The organism is Nocardia sp. NPDC005998, from assembly GCF_040614395.1.
Classification (GTDB): Bacteria; Actinomycetota; Actinomycetes; order Mycobacteriales; family Mycobacteriaceae; genus Nocardia.
On record NZ_JBEXUI010000064.1, the window covers coordinates 24,889 to 31,361 of the forward strand.

Genomic DNA, 6,473 nt, shown 5'->3' on the forward strand with positions numbered 1-6,473 from the left:
GGCTCACCATGATTGGAGATTTTATTATCCATGCAGATAACGTTATCCGTATGGATAACATTGGGCAAGCCTTGCCGGAAGTGCGCCAGAGCCGCTAAGCCGACACTCCCACGTTCAGCGCGTCCAGGTCGTTGCCGATCACGAGGCGGCCGGAGTAGCCCTGTTGCGCCAGCTTCCACCGTGCTATCGGGTTATTCGCCGGAACGAGGTGGGAGAGAACCAGGTTGCGTGCTCGTGCGGCCTGCGCGACCTGTGCGCCGACCTGCTCGATGGTGGTGTGAGCGGAGAGCAGGTGTTCGCGCATGGGCGCGGCTTTGTCGGGTGGCAGGTGGGCGACGACCTGTTCGGCGAATTGGGCGTCGATCACTTCGTGCACGAGGTAGTCGGTGTCGTGGGCGAGGTCTATGAGGTTCTTGCTCACCGTTGTGTCGCCGGAGATGACGATCGAGCCGTCCGGGGTGTCGAACCGGTAGGCGAAGGCCGGCGCGGTGGGGTGGTGGTCGACGAGGGTTGCGGTGATTGTGACGTCGCCGTCCTGCCAGATGTGGATCGGTGCGGACAGGCGAGGTGGTTCGCCATCCAGGTCGGGTGTCCAGATACCGGCGAGATCGATGTCGTGGACCTCGAACAGTGTGTCGGGGCCAGCGAGGGCGCTGTCGCGGGATCGATCGTTGATGTCGGTCGCGAAGGCCTGGCGCAGGTGGCTGGTCATGCCGACGGTGCCGGGGCCTGGGTCGCCGGGTTCGAATACGGGTGGTTGCGGACGGCCGGGCGGGAAGACCCGGGGCAAGGTGGGCCGTACACCCGGCCCCCACACCTGGATGGGTGGGGCGGTACGGCCGATCGCGTTCGAAACGCCGGTGACATAGAGCGCGGGCCAGTCCGCGATGTGGTCGCTGTGGAGGTGGGTGAAGAAGATCCCGCGCACGTTCTCGAGCAGGTCACCATTGGCCAGGCCCGGTGCGATCCCGCTTTGGACGAGTCGCTGGTATGCGCCGAGTCCGAGGTCGACCAGGTAGATCCGGTCCGCATGGACGATGGCGGTGGACACGCCGGCCCGCGCGGGGTCGAGCAAGGTCGGCCCACCCGCGGTCCCGAGGGGCACGATCCGGGTGCGGGCAAGTGGTTCCGTGCTGCGGCGGGGTGTTGCGCAGGCTGCCGTGGTGCCTAGGGTCAACGCTGATCCTGCGGCTCCGAGGCTCTGGAGGAACCGGCGCCGGTTCGGGCCGCTCGCGACCTCCCCGGCAGCGCGGGAAATGAAGTCACACATGATGCTTTTTCCGAGAGTGACGATCCGGCCTTCAGCGTCGACGTCGGCCGGTCACTTTGGATGACGGGAGACGGCCTGCTTTCGAGGTGCCGGTCATAGCGTCACCGTCGACGGTCATGTCGAAAGCGAGGTTCAGCCGCATCGGCTTGGTGACGGCCTGCCGCCAGGTGATCCGATCTCCGTCCCGCAGGAGGTCGCGGAGCTCGATGTCCTCACCGGCGCCCTGTGCGGTGCCGTGCCAGGCGCCGTCGCGCTCGTACAGATCGATAACGGCGTTGACCTTCCCGATCGGGGTGGCGATGGTCAGGTCCCATATCTCCGAAGGTTGCATGTGACGAGTCCTTCCTTAAGGGGATTTGGCAATTCGGGATGGTCAGAATGAGGACGGCGCGGGCCCGGCGTTGCGCCAGACGACGCCTCGCCGTTCGTGTGCGAAGAGCTCTTCGACGGCGTGCGCGACCTGTGGCCCGATCTCGCGCTCGAGGAGGTATAGGCCCAGGTCGAGGCCGGAGGTGACCCCTGCTGCGGTGACCAGGTCACCGTCGTCGACGATGCGGGCCCGCACCGCGTGTGTGCCGGTGGCTTCGAGCAGGTCCATCCCGAGGTGGTGCGTGGTGGCGTGGCGGCCTTCGGTGAGGCCCGCCATGGCCAGTACCAATGAGCCGCCGCAGACCGTGGTGACCGTGATGTCGGGGTTCTCCATGGCGTCTTTCAGCAACACGGGCAGCGCGGTATCCAGCGTCCGGGCGAGGCGAACCTGGATATATTCGCCCGCGGTGTCCCCGTCGGACGGTTGTTCCTGCGGATCGCCGACCAGACCGGCAGCGCCCGGAACCAGCACCAGGCCGGCGCGGGTGGGGTCGAATGCGGCGATCGCGCGCAGTGTCAGGTCGCCGGTACCGCTGACCACCTCACGTGGCCCTTCGGCCGAGACGAGCTCGACGGTTATCGATCCATCGGAAGCCGTGCCGCCCGCGTGGAGTACTTCGAACGGGGCAATGGCGTCGAGTGGGTCGAAACCATCGAAGAGAACGACCTGGACGTGCATGTGGGCATCCTTCGAAGCAGGGAGAATGATCAACTGAACTGCACGTTATTTAGCGGGGGCTCGCCTGACCATCGGCATACGTGCCAGATTCCACCGGTTAATCGCCAACAGGCCACCCGGCCGCTCGCGCATGTCGCGGATCTCGGCATCCGTCCCGAGGCCTGCGCGGCTGGGAGCGGCAGGCCGAGGCCGACAGCGGGAGTGGGATGACCGGCCAACTACCACAAGGTCGACGTCGGCCGCTGTTCGGCTGCGATGAACGCGATCAGATTCGCCGGCTGGTATGAACCCAGTACTCGTCGCGCAGTTCACGGCGAAGGACCTTGCCGACGGGTGATCTCGGCAGACGGCGGATCTCTACCGACTTCGGTGTCTTGACCGGGCCGAGCTTTTCCCTGCAGAGAGCAAGCAGCGCATCGGTGTCGATATCGGCGTTGTTCCTGGGTTCGATGACGGCGGTGACGGCTTCGCCCCATTTCTCGTCGGGGATGCCGATGACCGCGCAGTCCATCACGCCGGGAAAGGTGTGTATGACGGCCTCGACTTCGGAGGGAAATACGTTGAACCCGCCGGTGATGATCATGTCCTTTTTGCGATCGAGTATGTAGACGAATCCGTCTGCGTCGCGTAGGCCGATATCGCCTGTGCCGTGCCATCCGTCCGGGCGGCGGGTCTCCGCGGTGGCTTCGGGGTTGTTCCAGTATCCGTCGAAGACGAGGTTGGATCGGATCACGATCTCTCCTGGCTTGCCGGGCCCGAGCAGGGTGCCGTCCTCGCCCATGATCTCTACGCGCGCGACGACCGTGGGACGCCCGCATGAGGCGAGCCGACCTCGATGGGTGGGTTCGGATACCGCGTCGGCTGTCTCCTCGGTTGTGAGGACGGTGCACATGAGCGGAGCCTCGGTTTGGCCGAATACCTGAGTCATCACCGGGCCGAATACCTCGACTGCTTCGGCGAGGCGTTCGGGCGCGATCGGCGCTGCGGTGACGAGAAAATAACGCAGGGAGGAGAAGTCCTGCGCCCGGACCTCGGGGTGTCCGAGAAGCGTGTAGAGCGCAGTCGGGGGAAGGAGGATCCTCGTCGCCCGATTGACTCGGATCGAGTCGAAAATCTCTTTCGGCTTCACGCCTTGGTGAATGATCACTCGGCCGCCCTCGGCGAGCACTGGGAACGCCACGATGCCTGCGGCGTGCGTCATCGGGGTTGCGCAGATGTACCGGGATCGCTGCGGCTCGGGGAAGTACACGTTGTTCGCCAGACACATGAGCAGCAGTTGCCGGTTGCTGACCGGCACCGCCTTCGGAGTGCCTGTGGTTCCGCCGGTCGGCGCGAGCACCGTGATCCGGGCGGGGTCGGCGGGCAAGTCGGGCACGCACGTGTCTTCCGGAGCAATCCAGTTGCGCAGGACCGGATCTCCAGGGCGGCCGGGGCCGATCGAGACGACCGTGACGATCGACGCAACGAGTTCCAGCAAATTGGAAACGTGGGCGGTGAGGCTGCTGTGGTAGATCAGCCGGGTGCAGCCGGTGAGATTCAGGAAGTCGGCGATCTCGGCGCCACGGCTGGCCACGTTCACCGGTGTCCACACTCCGCCGGCACGTATTGCGCCAACGATGCAGGCGAACGCATCAGCGTCGTTCGGACTGAAGATCGCGACCCGCTCACCAGGTTTTAAACCATCGGAGAGCAACGCGGCGGCGATGCGGTGGGTGAGCCGATGGAACTCGGCATGGGTGCTCAATGTCGTTCCGTCGGGCAGTGTCATACACGGTGCGGTCGGTGCGACCCTGGCGCCGCGATCGATGTAGTCGGTCAGATTCATGTGGCGTCCTTTAGCTCTTCGATGAGGGGGTGACCTCGCAGCTGGGCCGCAGAGCCACCCTGACCCGAGTGCCCTGCGAGGCTCGGTGGTCGCTCGGGTCAGTACTTCGGCGACCGATTCGCCGGTCCTTCAGATGTCCGGCCCTCTTCCGGGATCCATGTCAGGCCAGGTTTTCGCGCAGCGCGGCGCGATGCAGCCGGGACTCGTCGCGGCGAGGCTCAGGCCGAGCGCGTCGGCAACCACTGGCCCGCTCTAGCCCGGTATGTCCCGCGTGATCAGGACCTGCCGCTGATCGAGGGGGAGGGCATCGATCCATCTCGACCTCCAGTCCTGTACCGACCGGATCGTCGGCACATACAAAGGAGACTTCGAGTCCGCCGAAGGATTCGCGCGAATTCGGACTGAAGCAGTCGCCACCGACCGACTGCCAATGGTCACAGGACTACAGGATGGGTCAGGCGGCAGCGAACACCCTCAACGCCGGGTTCGCCCGCGTGGTCGAGCGCCAATCCCGAGATACTGCACCGCCCCCGGGTGATCAAGACCCGCGCGGAGGTCGACGAGGGCGCCCCGATCGTGGCCCACCAGACCGAACCTGTCATGACCGAGTGCCCCGGCTACATGCACGATGGAGTTCGGCGACTTTCGGCGGTGCACGTCAGGGGATGATTCTGGCGCTGACCTCCCGTTTTCGCGATCCGACCGTCGAGGCGATAGACTCGCGACGCCGAAAGGCACGCCGCCTTAGCTCAGTCGGTAGAGCGCTTCACTCGTAATGAAAAGGTCGGGGGTTCGATTCCCCCAGGCGGCTCAAAGCCACAGGTCAGGCCCGTTTTCGCCACTCTAACTTGGCGTAGATGTGGACTGTGACCCCAACTAAGTCCCAACAAATTCGCTCCATGTCAATCCGGCGACAGCTTCGTCGAGTGCTGCTGCGGCTGCCACATGGACTCGTCCGCGCGCCATATATCGCCTCTGTGTCATCGATGGGTCAGCGTGGCCCAGCACGTCCGCTGTGATGCGGGCCGACAGGCCGGCGTCGTCCAGGATGGTGGCAACCGCCCCGCGGAAGCTGTGGGCGGTGATGTCGTCGGGAATGCCCAGCGACGATCACACAGAGTTGTCGGCGGCCAGATCCTGAAAGACATGATCCAGATGCCACCCGAAGTACGGCTGCCTGGAACCTGTCCACCAGTGGCTCTTACGGCCCCGAAGATACACATCGACGTGCTTGCGAACTTCGGCCGAGGCGTTCACGGCGTTGCTGACAAGCAGTGCACCACCGTCGGCCACGCCGACATAGCCCCGTTCGAAGAGGCTGTCACAGCCGAGGACGCAAGCGAGCATGCCGATGTTGTCGAAGTCTTTGCGCTCGTCATCTGTACAGCGCCAGCGCTTCTTGATATGTGCCCCTACCAGGAACTCAGGTGGAAGCGTTCGCCCGCACAGGGCGCACACGTTGCCCGCAAGCTCGACGAGACGCCGCTTCAGCGCGGGATGCTCACGGCGCCAACTCGATACACGAGTCCCATCGGTGGGTCCCTCCGGTGCGATCGATGGCCGACCGGTGGCATCGCCCGAAGAAGAATCATCGGCAAAGGCCGGCGCCGGAGCCAGATTGATCAAGTCGGCAAGATTGATTGCGCGGTGGTCGTCGACGACGGTAATACCCATGACCGTCGCCTTCGGACCCCAACCGAGCGCGTCGCGAACTTCCTCGATCGGTACCGAGATCGTGCGGCGCTCGGCCAGAGCGAACATGTACTCCCACGTCTGGCCCGTTTTCTCCTCACGTTTCCACAAACGCTCGGCAAGATCCGCGTTCCGGAACGAAAGGGCTACATGGCTGGCCGAGTACAGTCTCTTGTCACCGTAGAAGGTGACAGGGTCACCGGCTCGAAGCTTCGACCACTTGCCGACGTTCACATTGCCCAAACCGGGTACTACGGCCCACATTCGAGCAGCACCATCCGGGAAGATCCGCAGAAGACGTGCGAGAGTGTCGGTGTCGAGCAGATCGGCGTGTTCGTCGAATCGAACCTTCGATTCGACGGTGGCTTCGAACCGCTTCCGCACCGCCAGATTCTTCGGATTGGCCGGAAGCAAAGCGACTCTCAAGGATCCCCGTCCATCTCTTCATCGAACTCAACCGCCACACGAGCGCGGATCGCACGCGTCCGGATCAGCGTACGAAGGTGGTACGACAACCTGGTGTCGTGTGTCCTTCGTCGGTTGTTGTCCTCCAGCCGCAGCGCGTCACCGAAGGCGCGCAGTCCGAACTTGCTCGCCGCATAAGAGGCCCAGCCCGGATTGGCCCGCAAGCCCGCACC

General features: G+C 64.4%; 6 protein-coding genes, 1 tRNA gene and 2 pseudogenes. 1 reads left to right on the plus strand and 8 read right to left on the minus strand.

Annotated elements, in window-relative coordinates; all coding sequences use genetic code 11:
* Window positions 1-94 precede the first annotated feature (94 nt).
* From ABZ293_RS40285 to ABZ293_RS40305, 5 genes and pseudogenes are all read right to left on the minus strand, one after another.
* The gene (locus tag ABZ293_RS40285; protein ID WP_355189609.1) at window positions 95-1,177 is read right to left on the minus strand and encodes an MBL fold metallo-hydrolase; all 1,083 of its coding nucleotides are present in this window, start codon (window positions 1,175-1,177) and stop codon (window positions 95-97) included.
* Window positions 1,178-1,301: 124 nt separating this feature from the next.
* On the minus strand, window positions 1,302-1,601 hold the full coding sequence (locus ABZ293_RS40290; RefSeq protein WP_355189610.1) for a hypothetical protein: 300 nt from the start codon (window positions 1,599-1,601) through the stop codon (window positions 1,302-1,304).
* Between the two features lie 42 nt (window positions 1,602-1,643).
* On the minus strand, window positions 1,644-2,318 hold the full coding sequence (locus ABZ293_RS40295) for a DJ-1/PfpI family protein (RefSeq protein WP_355189611.1): 675 nt from the start codon (window positions 2,316-2,318) through the stop codon (window positions 1,644-1,646).
* A gap of 265 nt (window positions 2,319-2,583) precedes the next feature.
* Complete coding sequence (locus ABZ293_RS40300; protein ID WP_355189612.1) at window positions 2,584-4,143, minus strand: AMP-binding protein; 1,560 nt, start codon at window positions 4,141-4,143, stop codon at window positions 2,584-2,586.
* 531 nt (window positions 4,144-4,674) lie between these two features.
* A pseudogene (locus tag ABZ293_RS40305) lies at window positions 4,675-4,773 on the minus strand (alpha/beta hydrolase); the annotation flags it as partial.
* A 108-nt stretch (window positions 4,774-4,881) separates the two neighbouring features.
* On the opposite strand from ABZ293_RS40305, the gene ABZ293_RS40310 reads away from it, so the two are divergent.
* Window positions 4,882-4,954, plus strand: a tRNA-Thr gene (locus ABZ293_RS40310).
* 65 nt (window positions 4,955-5,019) lie between these two features.
* On the opposite strand, the gene ABZ293_RS40315 is transcribed toward ABZ293_RS40310, so the two are convergent.
* The 3 genes and pseudogenes from ABZ293_RS40315 to ABZ293_RS40325 form a co-directional block, all read right to left on the minus strand.
* Window positions 5,020-5,247 carry a tyrosine-type recombinase/integrase gene (locus ABZ293_RS40315; protein ID WP_355189617.1) on the minus strand — a complete coding sequence of 76 codons (228 nt, stop codon included), beginning with the start codon at window positions 5,245-5,247 and terminating at the stop codon, window positions 5,020-5,022.
* 6 nt (window positions 5,248-5,253) lie between these two features.
* Window positions 5,254-6,261, minus strand: a complete 1,008-nt coding sequence (locus ABZ293_RS40320; protein WP_355189613.1) for a hypothetical protein — start codon at window positions 6,259-6,261, stop codon at window positions 5,254-5,256.
* A 119-nt stretch (window positions 6,262-6,380) separates the two neighbouring features.
* A pseudogene (locus ABZ293_RS40325) lies at window positions 6,381-6,473 on the minus strand (short chain dehydrogenase); the annotation flags it as partial.